Annotated in this window: 13 protein-coding genes, 1 pseudogene and 1 riboswitch; of the genes and pseudogenes, 9 read left to right on the plus strand and 5 right to left on the minus strand. The window is 58.9% G+C overall.

Annotated features, from left to right (window positions below):
- Nucleotides 1–480 precede the first annotated feature (480 nt).
- The 3 genes from ACFFWD_RS07470 (at nt 481) to ACFFWD_RS07480 (ending at nt 3,748) form a co-directional block, all read left to right on the plus strand.
- Complete coding sequence (locus tag ACFFWD_RS07470; RefSeq protein WP_376963029.1) at nt 481–1,773, plus strand: glycoside hydrolase family 28 protein; 1,293 nt, start codon at nt 481–483, stop codon at nt 1,771–1,773.
- 227 nt (nt 1,774–2,000) lie between these two features.
- A complete protein-coding gene (locus tag ACFFWD_RS07475) occupies nt 2,001–2,987 on the plus strand; it encodes a pectinesterase family protein (RefSeq protein WP_376963032.1) in 987 nt (328 codons plus the stop codon).
- A gap of 491 nt (nt 2,988–3,478) precedes the next feature.
- A complete protein-coding gene (locus ACFFWD_RS07480) occupies nt 3,479–3,748 on the plus strand; it encodes a type II toxin-antitoxin system ParD family antitoxin (RefSeq protein WP_376963035.1) in 270 nt (89 codons plus the stop codon).
- A gap of 3 nt (nt 3,749–3,751) precedes the next feature.
- Here ACFFWD_RS07480 and ACFFWD_RS07485 read toward each other — a convergent pair.
- The 3 genes and pseudogenes from ACFFWD_RS07485 to ACFFWD_RS07495 all read right to left on the minus strand — a co-directional run.
- Nucleotides 3,752–3,910 (minus strand): annotated as a pseudogene (locus ACFFWD_RS07485) (dicarboxylate/amino acid:cation symporter); the annotation flags it as partial.
- Between the two features lie 145 nt (nt 3,911–4,055).
- On the minus strand, nt 4,056–6,398 hold the full coding sequence (gene metE / locus ACFFWD_RS07490) for a 5-methyltetrahydropteroyltriglutamate--homocysteine S-methyltransferase (RefSeq protein WP_376963037.1): 2,343 nt from the start codon (nt 6,396–6,398) through the stop codon (nt 4,056–4,058).
- Nucleotides 6,399–6,509: 111 nt separating this feature from the next.
- Nucleotides 6,510–6,709, minus strand: a riboswitch (cobalamin riboswitch).
- Nucleotides 6,710–7,057: 348 nt separating this feature from the next.
- Nucleotides 7,058–8,260 (minus strand): TlpA disulfide reductase family protein, encoded by a 1,203-nt coding sequence (locus ACFFWD_RS07495; protein WP_376963039.1) that lies wholly within the window; start codon nt 8,258–8,260, stop codon nt 7,058–7,060.
- 296 nt (nt 8,261–8,556) lie between these two features.
- On the opposite strand from ACFFWD_RS07495, the gene ACFFWD_RS07500 reads away from it, so the two are divergent.
- Nucleotides 8,557–8,961: a HipA domain-containing protein gene (locus ACFFWD_RS07500; protein WP_376963042.1), complete on the plus strand. Its 405-nt coding sequence runs from the start codon at nt 8,557–8,559 to the stop codon at nt 8,959–8,961.
- On the plus strand, nt 8,922–9,137 hold the full coding sequence (locus ACFFWD_RS07505) for a hypothetical protein (RefSeq protein WP_376963315.1): 216 nt from the start codon (nt 8,922–8,924) through the stop codon (nt 9,135–9,137). The genes ACFFWD_RS07500 and ACFFWD_RS07505 overlap by 40 nt, the downstream gene beginning before the upstream one ends.
- A gap of 24 nt (nt 9,138–9,161) precedes the next feature.
- On the opposite strand, the gene ACFFWD_RS07510 is transcribed toward ACFFWD_RS07505, so the two are convergent.
- Nucleotides 9,162–10,751: a carbohydrate porin gene (locus ACFFWD_RS07510; RefSeq protein ID WP_376963045.1), complete on the minus strand. Its 1,590-nt coding sequence runs from the start codon at nt 10,749–10,751 to the stop codon at nt 9,162–9,164.
- A gap of 1,743 nt (nt 10,752–12,494) precedes the next feature.
- Here ACFFWD_RS07510 and ACFFWD_RS07515 point away from each other — a divergent pair.
- Complete coding sequence (locus ACFFWD_RS07515; RefSeq protein ID WP_376963048.1) at nt 12,495–13,025, plus strand: hypothetical protein; 531 nt, start codon at nt 12,495–12,497, stop codon at nt 13,023–13,025.
- Between the two features lie 83 nt (nt 13,026–13,108).
- Nucleotides 13,109–13,237 carry a hypothetical protein gene (locus ACFFWD_RS07520; protein ID WP_376963050.1) on the plus strand — a complete coding sequence of 43 codons (129 nt, stop codon included), beginning with the start codon at nt 13,109–13,111 and terminating at the stop codon, nt 13,235–13,237.
- Between the two features lie 296 nt (nt 13,238–13,533).
- Here the strand turns inward: ACFFWD_RS07520 and hemN are convergent, their stop codons facing one another.
- Complete coding sequence (gene hemN, locus ACFFWD_RS07525) at nt 13,534–14,868, minus strand: oxygen-independent coproporphyrinogen III oxidase (protein ID WP_376963053.1); 1,335 nt, start codon at nt 14,866–14,868, stop codon at nt 13,534–13,536.
- Nucleotides 14,869–15,874: 1,006 nt separating this feature from the next.
- Between hemN and ACFFWD_RS07530 the strand changes: the two genes are divergently transcribed.
- Entirely contained in the window at nt 15,875–16,729 is an 855-nt protein-coding gene (locus ACFFWD_RS07530) for an IS4/Tn5 family transposase DNA-binding protein (protein ID WP_376963055.1), read from the plus strand.
- Nucleotides 16,612–17,265 (plus strand): IS4 family transposase, encoded by a 654-nt coding sequence (locus ACFFWD_RS07535; RefSeq protein ID WP_376963305.1) that lies wholly within the window; start codon nt 16,612–16,614, stop codon nt 17,263–17,265. Before ACFFWD_RS07530 ends, ACFFWD_RS07535 begins: the two co-directional genes overlap by 118 nt.
- The last annotated feature ends 80 nt before the right edge of the window (nt 17,266–17,345 follow it).

The raw sequence follows: 17,345 nt of genomic DNA on the forward strand, positions 1-17,345 counted from the left end.
TCCAAGTGCCAGCAAACCACGCCGCCTGATCGCCTCGTCACCCAAAATCCCGCATAGCTCATTCGCTGTAAGTCGGCATGGAAATGCGGGAGGGCCCGCCCGTCCTCGCAGAACACGTTGTTGCGTCCTCCGCGACAGGAAAGGTATCCAGCTCGCCACGGCGGAGGTCACTGCCCGCGTCCAAGAAGTCGACTGTCCGGTGGAGCTTGTTGGACTTGCCGATAGCGAACCCCGAAGCGACATCGAGCGCGGACAAGACCGCCGGAGACCATGTTGGACTTCGTGGCAAGTTCCGCCTTGCCTCGGCCGCTTAACCAGCACTTTTGGTCGCTGCTGCCCGTCATCGGGCCCACGTCTTCCCGTGCCGTCTTATTAATGTCATCATGCGCGAGCCAGTGAGACGAGCGGCGTCGGTCTAGCTAGCGTTCAGCTTCGGGAGGTCACGCGGCAAAGCATACGCAGCAACGCACGAGGATGTAGATGACAGACCGTCTCCGCTACTGGGGCCTCTTGTCCATAGCTGCCTCCATGACTCTTTGCCCCGCCGCCTTGGCGAAAGACCGCCGCATTGTCACCGAACCTGTTGCGCCTCATGATGTCTGCGCCCGCCCGGTGCCCTCTCGTAAAAATGATACTTCCACCCTGCAAGACGCTATTGACCATTGTCCTGCCGGCGCAGCGGTCTATCTGGCGAAGGGCGGGTTCCTGTCGGGTCCACTCGAGATGAAATCGGGCGTCATGCTATGGATCGAGGGCGGCGCCACTCTTTTTGCCATCCCCGAACCGACCGCCTATGACACGGGCTTGGGATATTGTGGTCGCATCGGTGGCAAAGGCGACGGCTGCCGCCCGCTCATCAGTTTTTCCAAAACACGCGGTGGTGGCATCTATGGCGGCGGCATCATCGATGGTCAGGGCGGCGCTCCCATGGTCGGTAGCACCGAAACTTGGTGGCAGCTGGCCCGCCGCGCGCAAAACGAGGGTGGCAACCAGAACATCCCGCGTTTGATCCAGATCGACCATGCGCAGGACATTACTTTCCACGGCATCACTCTGCGCAATGCGGCCAATTTCCACGTCGCGATGAACCGCGTCGAAGGTGCCACCTTCTGGGGCGTTACCATCGATGCACCGGCCGACGCCCGCAACACCGACGGCATTGATCCTGGCGCCAGCCAGGATGTGACCATCACCCACAGCTTTATCCGTACTGGAGATGACAACGTGGCGATCAAGGCCGGCAATAATGGTTCAACCCGCCATATCTCCATCATCGACAACTATTTCGGCTGGGGACACGGGATGTCGATCGGCAGCGAGGTGAACTCGGGTGTAAGCGACATACTGGTGCACGGCCTGACCCTGGACGGCACGACATCAGGCTTGCGCATCAAGAGCGATGTCAGCCGGGGTGGTCTGGTGGAGCGGGTGACTTACGAGAATGTGTGCCTGCGCGGCAACCGATGGCCGATTGTATTCGATACAAGATACGATCCCCATGCCCAAGGTGACAGCATTCCAACCTATCGCCAGATTGTTCTGCGTCATGTGCGCGGCGACAAGGGTGCGCTGATGATGCGCGGGCTTGATCAGAAGCATACCCTCGAGGTCACGCTCGATGATGTGCGATTTGCTGATTCCGCGACCTGGCAGATCGAAAATACCAACGTGATCTTGGGACGATCCGGCGTGTCACCTTCGCTGCCAGGGCGAGCCGCGGGGCCGCTGCCTAGTGGATTGGAGGAATGCGCAAAGGCATTTCGCAGTCGGTAGGCCGCACTCAGAACAATCTGATGCCGAACGCTATCACAAAGGCGATCGCAACTTTTCAGAAGCATACGCGCGAGAGCTTGACCCTCGGCAACATCAACTGAAACCGCCGCGGAGCACGCTGATGAGGACCTGGTTTTGATCGTTGCAGGCAGCTGGAGGACAATGCGTATCATCTGTGCGTTGCATCACGTCAAATGTGCGGTTCGCTCAACAAAGATGAGACCATTATGAGAGCTTTCGCGCTTTCCACGGCGGTTCTGGCTGGATGGCTTTCCTTATCGGGAGCATACGCTCAGCCACTTTTGGTCTCGCAATCCAACGCCAAGGCCTATCACTCCCTCCAGGCAGCCATAGACGCATTACCGGAACAAGGCGGCGATATCCTGATAGCGCCGGGTACCTATCGCGAGAAAATCAAAGTCTCCAAAGCTGGTGTTCATATCCAGGGTACCGGCAAGAAGCCGGAAGACACGGTTGTCGTCTACGGCGACGGTGCGATCAATGTCGGGGGGACTTCCCATTCCGCGACGCTGGAGGCGTCAGGCGACGACTTCCGGCTCGACAATTTGACGATTCAAAACGACTACTCGCTGAATCCGGCCAATCCGCCTTCGCAGGCTGTTGCGCTGTCCATTACCGGAGATAAGGACGTTATCACCCGCGTCCGTCTGCTAGGCGCACAGGACACGCTGTTCGCCAATAAGGGGCCGAATGGCCGAATGTCGCGGCAATACTTTTCGGACTGCTACATCGAGGGACATGTCGATTTCATATTCGGCAATGCCAAGGCCTATTTCCAGCACTGTGAGCTGCACGGCATTGCCCATCAAGCCGTTGTGTATACCGCGCAAAGCAGAGGGGCGCCAGATGAGGATAGCGGCTACGTTTTCGATCATTGCACCCTGACTGCCGATCCTGCCACACGCGACATCGCCCTCGGCCGCGCTTGGCGCCCCTACGCTGCGGTGATTTTCTTGTCCACCAAGATAGATGCGCCGGTAATCGCTGAAGGGTGGCGCGAATGGACGCCCGGCAAGACCGAGACGCTGAGGACGGCCTATTATGCTGAATACAAATCCACCGGCATCGGCGCCAATCCCACAGGGCGCGAGCCTTACTCACATCAACTGACCGACAGCGAAGCCAGGCAATGGTCGCTCAAGGTGTTCTTCACGGGCGACACGAATTGGACATCGCACAAGCGGTCAAGATAGGAAAAAGAGCGCTCGTGAAGAGGGTTTGCTAAACGCATTTTAAGGAGATGGACCAACCGAGACTGATTTGTTGTCATTCGGCTCGGGCGAAATCTAGCTAGACAATTAAGACGCGGCTTCTCGGCGGTACTGATGTCCGAACGGCTCAATGTCGACGTTCCGGATCGCTTTCTGTTGCTTCGCCAAGTCTGCGGATAGCGGGCAAGCTCGAAGGGATCGAAATAATTGGCGCGATCACTTGTTGAGGCTTTTCGAGCGCAGCGAGAGCCTCGAGCATTAACCGCCTCAAGGCGATCAAGCGCCAGATGGGCGGCGTTCAGGACCGCTTCGGCACCGAATGCTCGTAGCCGCGTTGGTCATAAACTCGAATTCGCAGCCCGCCGATAGCGGCGCATTCGGAGGGTCTGCTTGGATGGCCGCAAAATACCGCGACAGCGTGCTCTTGCTGGAAAGCTCGAAGTCGCAAATGCGGTTTTGGTGGAAGGTGCCTCATGGCCACGAGTTATACCGTCGGCAAACATTACGAGAGCTTCATCAAGGATCTCGTTGATAGCGGCCGTTATGCAACCGCCAGCGAGGTAATGCGGGAGGGGCTACGCCTAGTCGAAGAACGCGAGGAGCGTCGCAAGGCAAAGCTCGAAGCATTGCGTGTCGCCTTTCAGGAAGGTCGAGAGAGCGGTCCGGCCGAACCGTTTGAGCCAGACGAACTGGTCGAGCGAGTGAAGGCCCGAGGACGCCACACCAAGACACCGCGGCAATAGCGTTCCCGTGATGTTGGTGAGCGCGCACACCTCGCTCATAAACTTGTCTATCGAGAATACGATCGCCACGCCCGGCACGAGGTCAGAACTGACCACCCTCAACGTCACTGCGAGCGTGATCAAGCCGGCGCCGATGACACCGCTTGCGCCCTTCGAGTTGATCGCAACGACGAGCTCGCCGGCGCGCCACATGCTGCCGACGAGCGCGATGTTGGATGGATGGCCCGCCCCGTCTCAAATTTCGGGCATTCGATCCAGAAACGGGTGTCTCCTTCGAGATGTTTGGTTTGAGCGGGGCAGGCGAAGCTTACGCCGGCTTCCGGACTTCGCGGGCGGCGGCGACCATGTTGGCGAGCGCCGGCCGGACCTCCTCCCATTTGCGGGTCTTCAACCCGCAGTCCGGGTTGATCCAGAGCTGGGCGTCGGAGAGCCGTTGCCGCGCGAGCTTGAGCAGTTCGGTTATCTCGGCGACCTCGGGCACCCGCGGCGAATGGATATCGTAGACGCCCGGACCGATCTGGTTCGGATAGCGGTAGTTCCGGAAGGCGTCGAGTAGCTCCATCTTCGAGCGTGACGTTTCGATGGAGATCACGTCGGCGTCCATCGTGCCGATCGCATCGATAATGTCGTTGAACTCGGAATAACACATGTGCGTGTGGATCTGCGTCTCGTCGAGGACGCCGGACGAGCAGATGCGGAAGCAGTCGACGGCCCAGTCGAGATAGGTTTTCCATTCCGAGCGGCGCAGCGGCAGGCCTTCACGCAGTGCGGCCTCGTCGATCTGGATCATGCCGGCACCGGCGGCTTCGAGATCGGTGACCTCGTCACGGATCGCGAGCGCAATCTGCCGGCAGGTCTTGCTGCGCGGGATGTCGTCGCGGACGAACGACCAGTTGAGGATGGTGACGGGGCCGGTCAGCATCGCCTTCATCGGTTTCTCGGTCAGCGATTGCGCGTATTGCCACCATTTGACCGTCATCGGCTCGGGTCGTGACACGTCGCCGAACAGGATCGGCGGCCTAACATAGCGCGAACCGTAGGACTGCACCCAGCCGTGTTCGGTGAAGGCGAAGCCGGACAGCTGCTCGCCGAAATACTGCACCATGTCGTTGCGCTCGAATTCGCCGTGAACGAGGACGTCGAGCCCGACGGCTTCCTGCCAGTCCACCGCGCGCTTGGTCTGGTTCTGCAAAAATACCTTGTAGTCGGCATCGCTCAGTTCGCCCTTGGCGTGCGCGGCGCGCGCCTTTCTGATCTCGGAGGTTTGCGGGAACGAGCCAATGGTCGTGGTCGGGAAGGGCGGCAGGTTGAAGCGTGCGCGCTGCACCTCAGCGCGCTCCTCGAACGGGCTGGCGCGTCGGCGCATCGATGCGTCGATGTCGGCAACACGTTGCGCGACGGTGGCGTCGTGAATCCGCGGCGACGTCTTGCGCGCGGCCGCGGCAGCGTCAGAGGCCTTCAGCATCGACTCCGCCTGGTTGCGGCCACAGGCGAGCGCCGTTCCCAACGCCGCAAGCTCCTTGATCTTCTGCACGGAGAAGGCAAGCCAGCTCTTCACCTCCGGGTCGAGACCGCCTTCCAGTCCGAGGTCGATCGGAGCATGCAGCAGCGAGCAGGAAGGTGCTATCTGGACGCGCTCCTTGCCGAGCTTCGCGATGGCGGGCTCGAGCCGGTCGAGGATATGGCTCAGATCGGCGCGCCAGATGTTGCGGCCGTCGATCACGCCGAGTGAGACAATGCGGTCGGAGGGCAGGCGCGCGAGGTCGTCAAGCTGCTCCGGCGCGCGCACGAGATCCAGATGCAAGCCGGCGACGGGAAGCGCGAAGGCGGTGTCGCGGTTGCCACCGAGGCCGCCGAAATAGCTCGCCAGCATGATCTTGATCTTTGGCACGGCTATCGCGATCGAGGCATAGGCTCGGCGCAGTGCGGCCTCCGCCGCGCCGTCGAGGTCGAGCACCAGACAGGGCTCGTCGATCTGTACCCACTCCGCGCCACGTGCGGCGAGTTCCCGCAGGACTTCGATATAGACGGGCAGCAACCGGTCCAGCAGCGACAACGGCTCGAAAGAGGCATCCTTGCTCTTGGCGAGTTTCAGGAAGGTGACGGGACCGACCAGCACGGGCCGGGTCTGATAGCCCAGCGCTTTTGCTTCCTCATACTCCTCGATCGGCTTGCGCGAGGCGAGCGTGAATTTCTGATCCTTCGACAGTTCCGGCACCATGTAGTGGTAGTTGGTGTCGAACCACTTGGTCATTTCCTGCGCCGGCACGCCGTGGCCGTGATGGGCGTGACCGCAGGCTGCGTCATGATTGTGCCCTTCGGTGCCGCGGGCCATCGCAAAATAGGTGGCAATTGGCACTGGACCGCTCGTCCAGCCGTAGACGTCGGGGATCGCGCCGACCATGACCGAAGTGTCGAGCACCTGGTCGTAGAACGAGAAATCGTTCGACGGGATCACGGTGACGCCGAGCTTCTTCTGCCGCGCCCAGTTGGCGGCGCGCAGCCCGACGCCGACCTCGATCAGTGCCTGCTGGTCGGACGCACCGGACCAGAAGCTCTCGAGCGCGAGTTTGAGTTCACGACGCGGACCGATCCGCGGCGTGCCGAGGGTCGCAACAGCAAGCGAAGAGAGTGACGATGTAGAGGACATTGGCTTAACCCCAACAGTTGGGGGCAAAGGCCGTAGTGACACGTCTGGACTCCGCTCGCCCGGAAAGCGCGTGCGGGATCGCAACCGCACCACCGGGACACCCCGCCCGAGGACGTGTATGTTGTCGAGGCAGGTCTCCTGGCTCGCGGGTCCCAGCTGCCGTCCGGCCTTCCCGAAGCTTTCGCTTCAGTGACTGAAATGGACGACGGCTCGCCGCTTACAGTTGCGGGGGCAGCTCCGGCTTTGCACCGGCTTCCCTCTTAGCTTCGAAAGAACGCGCCTTTCGAAAAACCACGACGCGATCACTTATCGACAACACCGTGCGCGCGTCAACACACGCCGACTTGATGAGGGTGGGATTGACGAGCTTCCTCCACAGCCGCTTACCCGCCCTTGGATAAGTCTGGAGAGATTTAGGCCGTCTCTCGGCCTTGCTGGACGAAGACATCCGCGCGGTCGCGCATCGGACGGTTTGAACAGGATAGACGGCGTTGCTGAGCTGCGGCGTTGGCAACAAGAAGCTTGCCGTTACCGCGGAGCGGCAATATCGCCAAGGTCTACTGATATCCCGTCTTCTACCATCGCTGCATATAAATGCTGCCGCAGTGGTGCATACATGGCAGCCAAAACCGTGCGGGACCGGCCAGCAGGCGAAACTATTACGCTGCCTCCCTTGGCGACTTCGCTTCGAGAATGACGGAAGATGTATTCTGCGGATCGGAACACAAGTCCCCGCGACAAACCGTCTCACCTTTGTAGTTGGCCAAAGCCTGGAGAAAGCACTGCACAAGATCCCGTTTCGCTTCGTCCGGGCCAGGCTCCGCGTCGAGCCATTTCAGTGCCAGCTCGACCAACTCGATCGCGCGATCCCTGTTACCGGTCTCATAATAATATTGAGCGACCGCCCCATAGGACATGAACTTCGCGCCCCCGCTATCTTGCGGCGGATTAGCTGCCAGGATGTGTTTGGACAGATCCTTGCCCATCGCAAGGCGCTCGGCAAGCGGGAAATGGGAATTGTCTTTGGCCGGATCAAACAATTGGCGGATCGCCACGCTCATCCAAACCACGGATTTTCTGTCAATTGCGTCATGAACCAATTGACGCAGAATCGGCAAGCCGGCCCGCATGTCGTGTACCTTGTGAAGCAATAATTCCGCATGTAGCCCACGGAAGGTGACGTCGTCCGGCATCACAGCGACGGCCTCTTCGACCGCCAAAAGCGCCGTCGTCCAATCCTCGGTCTTCATGGCTGGCTTAAGTTTGGCAAAGATCGGTCGCTTCAGCGCAAATTCGCGCCTTAAGCGTTCGGCCGTGTTGATCCTCTCCACCTCCGCGGCTTCGGCTTCGTCGCTGTTGCGCCAGGTGCCGTTCAGAATTTTCGGCAAAATGTTGTCGAGTTGCATCGGAGAACCGATGAAGGCGATGTGGCTGTCGCGGTCGACGACGAAGGAGGTGGGAATCCCGACAGAAACGCTGGAATCCATCCAAAGCTTCTTCATTTTGCCAGCGTAGTCGAATGCAATTCGATAGTTCAGATTTGGGAAGTTCTTGGTTAGCCACGCGTCCAAATTGGTTCGTGCCTCCTCCGCCGTCGGGGCTTGTTCGTGAGCCGCGACTGGGACGACCTCAAGTCCGCTGTCTTTGTACTTCTCTTGCAGGAGCACCAGATGGGGCATCGCCTCAATACATGGCCCGCACCACGTTGCCCAAAATTCGACGATGTACACATTCCCGGGCTGGAAATTGATGAGGGGTTGGCCACGCAGCCAGCTTTCCACTTCAAGCGGGGGAGCCGGTGAATCGACGCGCAGCACGTTCTCCGGACGGAATTGACCTGCGCTCTCAATCAGATTCGTCATGGCTCAACTCCATTTGCCCGCTCTCGTTGCATGATTGGCAAGTCGCATGCCAACCAGGATCTCACCGACAATGCGCACTTTTCGGATCGTGCCTGTTGGGTCTGCGACCTGTGTCGTATATCCGACAAGCAGTTGAGAGCCTCGCCAGCAGCAGTCGGGCTCCATCATTGAAGTTACGACGCGAGGCCGATCAGGAACTCGCGGCGGCGCTTGGCCGAGGAGGACCTCGAGTGCGTAGCATCGTGGTGGTCGGTTCCGCTAGGTAAGCAAGGCCGAGAGGGGATATTTCCAGCAGGATGGTTAGCGCGCTGACGCTGCTCGACGCGGACGACGCTCCCGATACCGTCGATGTACGCCAAAAATGGTCTTATTTTCTGCTTGCTGATGAGATACGACGGGCGGCGGCATCAGGAAGTCAGGCCAGAGATCTGCCAGATCTTTTCCGTCGCGTGTGCTTTAACGCACTCATCTCCAATACCGACGATCATCCGCGCAACCACGCAATCCTGGCGAAAGACCGCGCCTGGTCACTGTCGCCGGCGTACGATCGAACTCCAGATCCAATAATCGCATTGGAACGCCGAGACTTGGCAATGGCACTCGGCACCTGGGGCCGGTACGCGAACCGAGTCAATTGTTATCGCAGTGCGAACGCTTTCTTTTGTCCAAAGACGAGGCCACAGCAATCGTCGACGGCATGAAATCGACCATCGAAAAGTCGTGGTATCGGGTATGCCGGCGGCAAGCTGGTGTCAGCGAGCGCGATTGCGAACTCATCCGCAGTGCCTTCGTGTATGAAGGCTTCAGCTACGACTTGAAAGATCAGACGATCGCCACTGACGATCCTGAAGAGCTGCCCACCATGCGCCCGCGCTAGGGTCTGCGCACGACCATTAAGGACTCAGAAGAATATCGACGTAGACACGAACAAATTCAGAGCATGTCCCGTTTCGCGCGTGTGCGTAATGCTTGTCGGGTTGTTGATGTACGTTAGTCCTACGCTTCCATATATTCCGGGAGCCAGATGCGCGGTATAGGTTCCCGAAATCGCTGTACTGTCGCGATGTGCGAGATGCCCCTGAGCCAAGGCAGAACCAACTGCAAAGTTGCTCCAGACGGTGTTGGTGGCAACGATAGCAATCTGATCACTCGGCCGGCTGTCAAACAGTCCCTTAGCATAAAGACGAAGCTCATAATATTGACTGACCTTATTAAGGTCAGGCGGAGCGTACATGACAGAGAACCCGCCATAGATACCACGATGGGCCAAGCCCTGGACATCAGACTGCCAGAGTTGTCTATCAGCAGCGAAGTAGTAGACGCTGTTCGCGTTGGTTCTCGGTTGCTCCGGATACTCCAAATTCGTGAAACTGCTATTGTTGAAACCGATGCCGGCCCGCACCCAAGTCTCGGGTAAGCCCGGAGCAGCTTTGTTCTTGTAGCCAGCTTCATCGAGCCAAAGAATACCCGCATTGGCCGTGCTCCAGTTTAAGCCGGTGGGATTCTCGGTTATCTGCGCATATTGACCGTCTGGACTGAGTGAGCGCTGGATCGAGAGCCTATTATACAGGTGATCATCGAAGTTGTACTTCAGGTTGAGAGCTGGCGTGGGCGCGGCATTGTTGCTCATGCCCGCTTGATAGAGGATGTTCGACGAGGGGCCCAAAACGCTTGCTGCTGCGTTGCCTCCGACGACAGTACCCGCGAACTCATTTTGATTTCTGAGATAGCCCATTTTGAGTTCGAGCTTCCTGTCAAAGAACGTCTGGTAGTAAGCAATTACGTTGATCCCCAGTCTATCTGGTCCGCCGGGTTTCCATGTCCAGTATTGCTGCTCGGCTCCCACGATGATCTGACCATCGGGAATTCCAAACCGGCTGAGATCGTAGGTCACGATCACAAAATTTACGGTGCCAAATGTCGGATTTTGCCCCATATATGATTGATTGGCGACTCTGGTTCCGGCTGCACTTGGCAGTTGATTGTTGACAAGGCTATTCACTGTCCCGCCAACATAGCCGATCCCGACGTCTGCCAGCGCGGATCTAACGCCGCCCTTGTCCTGATCTATCGTATCGGCGGGACCAGGTATATTGAGCCACATACCTTTTTCGCGGAGGTTTTCGAACCTTGCGAATGGGTCGATCTTCTTTTGAGCTCTGTTTGTAGCGACTTCATTCGTGCTGTCGCACCTTGCGGGTGGCATGCTGGCGCTTCCTGCGAGCACCGAACCGCCGACGAGACGCGTTGCTTGTTTGAGCTGGCAATTTCGGAGTTTCGTGGCCGGATCGGACTCCTTTTGAGTTCTTCTTTTGGCAACCTTATCCGGAACGTCGCTTCTTGTGAGCACATTGGCAGTTTGTGCCAGCGCCGAATTGCCGACGAGACTCGCTCCTAGCGAGAGTGCGATTGCAAGCCCTCGTTGCTTCGTGGTTGGTCGAAAGCTGAAGGCGGGTGCCGCAAGCGAGCATATCCGAACCGATATCGCCACAACAAAGCATCCATGCATAGTAAACTCCGCGCCCAATTTGCTAACCTTGAGTGGACTGAGGCCCGGCCTGATTGGCCCAGAGCTATCCCCCAGCCCCTTGGCGTCTGAGAGCGGCCGGAGCTAACGCTTGATAGCGACAGTCCTGTCTATCCCAGCGTGAACCGCTCAGCCTTGCCGAGCCTCGTCACCGGCGGGCACGCCATGACATGGTCGGCAACGCGCGTGTCGATCACGCCGTGGCGCCGTCGAGCGCGACCGGCTTTATTCAGCACGCGCGCTCGGCCGGATATTGGCGAGGAGCGGGCTGAGCCTCGCTGTCCGTCGACGCCAATCCACTGCGAACGACCCGTCTCTTCCACCATTACAGGCGAGGATTTCGGCGATGCGGAGCATGACCGTCAAAGAAGACGTCTTCTTCGAGAAGATAGCAGCCGCCGGAAAGCAGGGCTCGCCAGCCACGACGGGTGGCTTCATGAAGCGGCGTTGGCATCGCGGTAGCAGACAGAGGAGCCAATTGAGAGGCCGAAGCCGAGAGATCGTTGAAACCTGTGCGCCCGGCAATCGCGCCGGAAGGTCCATCATGGGTTTCCAGGAGATAGGCGAGATCGCGCTTCGGCCAGATTTGACAGCTGCACGCGAGGAGTTAGCAAATCCATCGGGTCGGTAGGCGCGGACAGATCTGTATTGCATCCCAAATTCCTTGACGTGCGACCCGCGCAACGTTGGTTGGCCACGATTGCCATGGGTCCGCGATCTGCATCAATTGCTAAGGTTGGTAGTTGACTGGGCCGCAAGGCGCTGCCTGTCGATCGCGGATCGTGGCTATTGCGCCGCTCGGAGCGAGAACGTCCCGGCATCTAGACGAACTCTCGCGATGGTCGCATCGTCCAGTGCAGATCGGGCGTCAGTCACTCGTGAGCGCTGCAGCCGTTCAACTTTTTACGCGCTCATCTCCAGGCGAAAACGTCGCAAGGCCACGACATTGTTGATCTGATCGTAAGAGTCTCTTCAGGTGAGGGCTTTGAGGGGGGCCGGACCACCCCAGGAAAGGATTGGCGCAGCTCGCGGTTTTGGCGACCATCAATCCTCGTCGGGACGTCGGTAGCATAGGCTAGTCTAGCAGATCGACATCATTGATCTTGCGGGCTCATGGTGACCGCCGAATGGGCTTGTTTTTCTCGATGTTCCTCGTGCGCCGCGTGTTATCGGCTCGGCACCGTGAGATGCACCGCCTTCAATTGCGCAGGCCAATTTCATTGCAGAAGGGCATTCGGGCACAAGCCGACTATTCCGGCCCGTGAAGAGTGGCCGCGCAAACAGCTCGTCGAGCTCTATGTCGCGCGTCTCGTCAAGGGACCGACTTGCTGGACCCTCGGCTTAAGGGCGATCCGGGGCTCGAGGCGAGAAGCCAGTCCAGGAAATGGCGGTCGGCTCTTATTCGGGCGCCGGCAATGGAGGACAATCGCAAGATTCTTGCTCAATGGCGGGAAAATGCTGCGCCATGGCCGGTAAAGACGAGAGCTATTGCTTCGCGGTGGCGCTATGATGTAGGGGCCGGCTATGCAAAAAAGTGGTTCATTGCGCCGCTCTCAAGGGCCGCCTGATAGGAGCTGATGATCAAATGATGCGACGACGGTGCGGAGAACGATGTTGTCAATGTTCACGGCTCGACCCAGCGCTTGATCATCGTGAGGGCTTGCGTCAACGAGGAAAGCCAATCCGGTCCGGAGCGTCGTGCGGGCGATGATGGAATTGGATCAAGCGGCCGCCTCGGAGTTGCCGCCGACCCTGCCGCCGATCTTGCACAGGTCGTCAAGACGCGTTCTGTGGGTTCTCGTGTTCATGGTTCTCCTCCTCAGCATGAGCGCTGCAGGAGCCTATTTTTGGACAAACGTTGGAGAATTTGCCGGGACGTCGGCGGCTCGTGAAGTCCCCCCAATGCTGAGCTTGTCAGGGGAGGACAGGGCGGCGCTCTCGGAAATTCTATCGGGACAACAGAAGGCGAGCGATGAGATCGCGGAACTCAACCGCAGTATCGACGCCCAGCGGGCCGACCTAAGACGAATCTCGGATCAAATCACGGCCCTGACTTTACGAATCGACTCGTTGCAGAATCCGACACCCTCCGCTTCTTCCTCTCCTGTTTCTTCTTCGCCGCCAGCTCAGGCTGTTTCCAACCCCGCCAAGAAGCTGATGCGGCCGTCCAGGCCACAAGGGCCGGTTTCCGTCGGGGGCGCGCCACTCATCTCAGCACCGAAGACTGACGAGCCTTGATGACGTCCTGTTAGCGCCGCAGGCACACTCCGGCCCACCAGCTGCGGCTCGACGGGTAGATCCTTTCGCAAAGCGGCCTTCGATTGCGATACTCCCAAGGCGGCCCGTGGCGGGCAGCGGATCCCAACGTGAGGGTTGCCGAGGTCGTCGCCATCACGGCCGCAGCCGACGTCCGCAAGACCAATTTGTACATCGTCGAGGTGTCGCCCTGAACGGCGAAATCCGCCGCGCCACACTTGTGAAATTGAGCACGCCAATTTTGGTGCCAATGTAGGGGTCTCGCGCACGCCCGCATGGGTGGAACGCGGCGCTGGTCGCTCTTGCCGTGCTGCTGCGCGATCCATGGCCTGGAAACCCAAGCCCCGCAGAAGGCTTGAACGACCACATTGCCACCGAACCGTTGTTGGAAACGTCGCCAAGCTGCCCGCGGCGTTTCTCCTGCGGCTTGCTGATGAGTGATGACGAGAGGCGATTCGTTTTTAGGATCCGCTCGCGCTGCCCGGCAGTGCTAATAGGGTGAGCGGTCGAGATAGGCGTCGAATGCGGCAGCAACAGCACGCATCACAAAGCGGTGCTCGGGCCTCACGCGGATGAAACCCTTTTCGATGTCCACGATCCCGTCCTCGGCGAGCATCGCCAAGCGTTCAGATGAATCGAGAAAAGCAATCGGATCAAATCCGTGGGCGGCGCAGATTGCCGGCACGTCAGCCTCCAAATCGCACATCAGCCGCTCGATGATTGCGGCTCGGAGGCGGTCTTCATCGGTGAGACGGTAGCCCTTTGACGTCGCCAGACGGCCAGCTCTGATGTGCCGACTATAGGGACCTGCAGCGAGTTCGTTCTGGACGTAACCGTCACCGAGACGGCCGATGGCCGACGTGCCGAGGCCGATCACGGTTTTACAGGTGTCAGCCGAGTAACCTAAGGAGTTACGCCGCAGGCGGCCGGCCTTCTGCGCCAGCGCGAGCTCGTCATCCGGCAAGGCGAAATGGTCGAGCCCGATTTGGCAATAGCCGGCGGCGACCAGAATATCGGCCACGGCCGCAGCCTGTTCAGCGCGAGCAGTATTGTCCGGCAGCGCCGTCTCATCGATCAGGCGCTGCCGCTTCATATACGAAGGGACATGCGCATAGCCGAAAACCGCGAGCCGGTCGGGGCGCATGGCCACCGCCGTCCTCGCGCTCTGGACGCAGGACTGCACCGTCTGATTTGGCAGACCGAAGATGAGGTCGAAGTTGACGCGGCTTATTCCATGCTGGCGCAGATTTTCGACGGCAACGGCCGTCTGCGCTTCACTCTGGATGCGGTTGATTGCTTTTTGAACAATGGGATCGAAGCTTTGCACGCCGAGGCTTGCGCGGTTCACGCCGGCCGCTCCTAAGGCTTCGGCTATCTCGACCGTGAACGTGCGTGGGTCGATTTCGACGGCGACCGTAGCCGTTTTCCCGAATACGAAGCGGCAGCGCAGCAGTTCCATCAGAGCCAGGAACTCCGCAGGCTCGATGAGGGTCGGCGTTCCGCCGCCGAAGTGAACGTCATTCACTGGCAGGGCTTGCGGCGCTTGCTCGGCGACCAAACGGATCTCCTCACGCAGCACCTCCAAATAGTTGAGGATCGGCGCATCCCAACGAGTGAGGGTCGTAGGGAAGCCGCAATACCAGCAGATCGACCGGCAGAACGGAACATGGAGATAGAGCGACACGGGGTCGTCGGCGGGCAGGCGGCTCAGCCATTTCTCACAAGCTTTGGCGCCGACCGCCGCGGAGAACTCCGGTACAGTTGGATAGATGGTGTACCAAGGCAGGCGGGCATCACAATATTTTTTCAGGATTGAAGTCTGCAACGGTTACAGTCTCATGCTTACATCAATATCATCCTGATCGCTGCGCTCTCCTGCGTCTTTGCGTTGTGTCAATCGGGCCGCTTTAGCTGGCAAATCGGCGTTGCCGGCTAGATGTGGGGGGTGACGTGTACACGTTCCGTCTTTCGAGCCCCGTCCCGCGTCTTCGAGTTGAACGAACTGGATGCGGAAATCGCGCTGCAGCCCTTTCGCAAGCGCGACGAGGCCGGCCGATCACGTTCATTCCGGCAGCATAGGGGGCGCCCCAGACCAACACCATCATGCACCAGGAAGGATGACCATGGTCGATCCGGTCTCGCTGGAGCTGCGCCACCTGGTGAGGTCAATGGACAGACGATCGTTTATCGGGTGAAAAGGGCAAGTGTGAAATTGTACGACCTGACGTAGCGTGAGATTCAAGGCCTCCGATGCCGCATATGAAAATGTTTGCACTCCAGCTGAAAAGAGCAGCGAGCCTCAATTCCGCCACGCTGCTTGTTTCATTCCCGGTAGCATCATCACGGATGTACTGATGATGCTGGGGCGATCCCGGCGCACTTCCACCCCCGGCAGTGCGTCGGGGCGCCTTGGTTCGGCACCGTCCTCGGAAAGCCAAGTAGCTCAACTTGTCTCACGAGGACGTTGACGGTGCTGATATCGAACCTCCAGCCCGGCCAGCCTCTTCACGGTCATATTGGCGCGATCTGCGATGGCTCTTGTTGGGCGTCAGCACTCCGATACGTCTGCTTTGATGAGATTGCCTATTGTCGCGAGATCGACGAGCCCGGCGACATGAAAAGGTAGGGACCAAATACGGTTGGACGTTTCGTAAGCGGCAAAGAGACCTTCCAATTACCCACAATTGGCCGTCGATTTAGACGACGCGTCCGAGGCGAAATCTTGAATCGGCAGAATCTGTTGTGATTCGTTGTCGAGCACCTGATTCGAAATTTGATGGTGCTCGGTGGGTTTGGTATTAAAGGATTCTGCGAAAGCGCGTGCTCAGCGATTGACGACCGGCGTCGAGACGTGGGTTGATCGGGAAGTTGCGGGGTGTGAATTTAAAGATGAGCGGCTCGGCCGCCGATTTTGCAAATTGCTCGGGCAGATCGGGAGCGACATGGGTCAGAGCATCCCGCTAGTTTGTCAGGACTGGGCGAACACGAAGGCCGCGTATCGCTTCTTCTCCAACGAACGGGTCAACGAGGCGGATATTCTTGGCGGCCACTTTGAGGCGACGCACGGGCGCGCGACGACAACGGAGGGACCGATCCTTGTCCTCCATGACACGACGGAATTCAGCTTCAAGCGCGAGAAACCGGATCTGATTGGCTTTACGGGCAAGACGGCAGGGCGCACGCAGTGCGGCATCCTGATGCATTCGAGCTTGGCCGTGACGACCGATGGACTTCCGCTCGGCCTGGCGGCAATCAAGTTCTGGACACGCAAGAAGTTCAAGGGGGCGACGGCGCTGAAGCGTAAGATCAATCCGACACGGGTTCCGATCGAACAGAAAGAGAGCGTCCGTTGGCTGGAAAATCTGCGGCAAGCGACCGACCTTCTCGCTGCACCTGGACGATGCGTTCATATCGGCGATCGCGAGAGCGACATTTATGAGCTGTTCTGTCTGGCCGAGGAGATTGGAACGCATTTCCTGGTGCGAACCTGCGTTGATCGACTCGCCGGGACGGCAATCATACAATTGCCGCCGAAATGGACGAGGTCGCGGTCAAAGGTCTGCACCGGGTGGCTGTCAAGGATGACAAAGGTGATCCGGATGAAGCGCTTCTTGAAATTCGCTTCCGTAAGCTTCGAATTCTGCCGCCGATCGGCAAGCAGAAGAAATATCCCGCACTCACTCTGACCGTGATCCATGCCGAGGAGCGGGGAACGCCGAAGCGGCGAAAGAAAATCGAGTGGAAGCTTCTCACCGATCTCCCGGTCCAATCGCGCAAGGACGCCATCGAGAAGCTCGAGTGGTACGCGCTGCGGTGGAAGATCGAAGTCTTCCATAAGATCCTCAAATCGGGCTGCAAGGCGGAGGAGTCGAAATTGCGAACCGCTGAGCGCTTGGTCAATCTGATCGCGGTCTTCTGCATTGTGAGCTGGCGCGTCTTCTGGATAACGATGCTCAATCGCTCCACGCCGAATGCGCCGCCGCAAACGGCGCTGACGGATCCCGAAATCAAGCTTCTCGATCATTTGGTGAAAGATCGGGGCGCCAACCGCTCTCAACGAACCACGATCTCCCACTATGTCGTCAAGATCGCGCGGCTCGGAGGATACCTGGCACGGGCCAACGATCCACCTCCAGGAAATATCGTGATCTGGCGCGGACTATCGCGACTCACCGACCTCGAATTGGGGGCCGCGATCGGGGCTGAAATTATGGGTAATTGAAAGCAAAGAGACCCCGTCTGGAAGAGTGGGTGATCGATCGGTTATCGGCTGCTGAGTTTGTGAGCCGATGTGAGCTTCTA

This window comes from Bradyrhizobium erythrophlei (assembly GCF_042430365.1).
GTDB lineage: Bacteria > Pseudomonadota > Alphaproteobacteria > Rhizobiales > Xanthobacteraceae > Bradyrhizobium > Bradyrhizobium erythrophlei.

Coding starts and splice junctions, on each gene's coding strand:
- ACFFWD_RS07495 (WP_376963039.1), bottom strand. CDS start 8,260: ATGACGAATCTGATTGAGAGCGCAGGTCAATTCCGTCCGGAGAACGTG.
- ACFFWD_RS07470 (WP_376963029.1), top strand. CDS start 481: ATGACAGACCGTCTCCGCTACTGGGGCCTCTTGTCCATAGCTGCCTCC.
- ACFFWD_RS07500 (WP_376963042.1), top strand. CDS start 8,557: ATGGTTAGCGCGCTGACGCTGCTCGACGCGGACGACGCTCCCGATACC.
- metE (WP_376963037.1), bottom strand. CDS start 6,398: ATGTCCTCTACATCGTCACTCTCTTCGCTTGCTGTTGCGACCCTCGGC.
- ACFFWD_RS07515 (WP_376963048.1), top strand. CDS start 12,495: ATGATGGAATTGGATCAAGCGGCCGCCTCGGAGTTGCCGCCGACCCTG.
- ACFFWD_RS07480 (WP_376963035.1), top strand. CDS start 3,479: ATGGCCACGAGTTATACCGTCGGCAAACATTACGAGAGCTTCATCAAG.
- ACFFWD_RS07475 (WP_376963032.1), top strand. CDS start 2,001: ATGAGAGCTTTCGCGCTTTCCACGGCGGTTCTGGCTGGATGGCTTTCC.